Source organism: Vibrio sp. D173a (assembly GCF_030248475.1).
Genome location: NZ_JAHGAH010001229.1, coordinates 1 through 690 on the forward strand (window position 1 = coordinate 1; position 690 = coordinate 690).

Annotated in this window: 1 protein-coding gene; it reads left to right on the forward strand. The window is 45.5% G+C overall.

Annotated features, from left to right (window positions below):
* The coding region (locus KIV40_RS32470) for an FAD-dependent oxidoreductase (RefSeq protein ID WP_285353473.1) at positions 1–409 on the forward strand (409 nt) is incomplete at its 5' end.
* Positions 410–690 lie beyond the last annotated feature (281 nt).

Sequence of the window (690 nt, forward strand, 5' to 3'; positions counted from 1 at the left end):
TATCGACAAAGCGAACGCAACGCCAAACATCGAAATCATCAAGATGGCACAAACAACACAAGTGCTTGGCGATGGCAACCGAGTAACAGGTCTTGAGTACAAAGACCGCAACACTGATGAGATCAAGCGCATCGACCTAGCGGGTATCTTTGTTCAAATCGGCCTAATGCCAAACAGCGAATGGTTGAAAGGCACTAAGGTTGAACTATCACCACGCGGTGAAATCGAGATTGACGCACACGGCGCAACTTCTATGAAGGGTGTATTTGCAGCAGGTGACGTAACAACCGTACCTTACAAGCAGATCATCATCGCGATGGGCGAAGGTGCAAAAGCGAGCCTAGGTGCATTTGACCACCTAATTCGCAACCCAGCGCCAGTCGCTAAAAAAGTGGCAGAAGTAGCGTAATCAAATAACGCTGCAAGCCTAACAAAAGAGAAAGCCACCATTGAGGTGGCTTTCTCTTTACGTATTTAGAAGGAGACATCAGCGCACACCTTTGCTTACCATTCCCTTAAATTGAATCTCCAACATTAGCGATAGATCTCAGACCCCTTCTTAAAGACAACTTAGTATCGAAAGTCCTTTTATCTATATTTTTGTTACCAATATGATACTGATTACTGGAGCGAGCAGTGGCCTAGGTGCTGCATTAGCCAAGCAATATGCAAACGACAACGAAACTACAC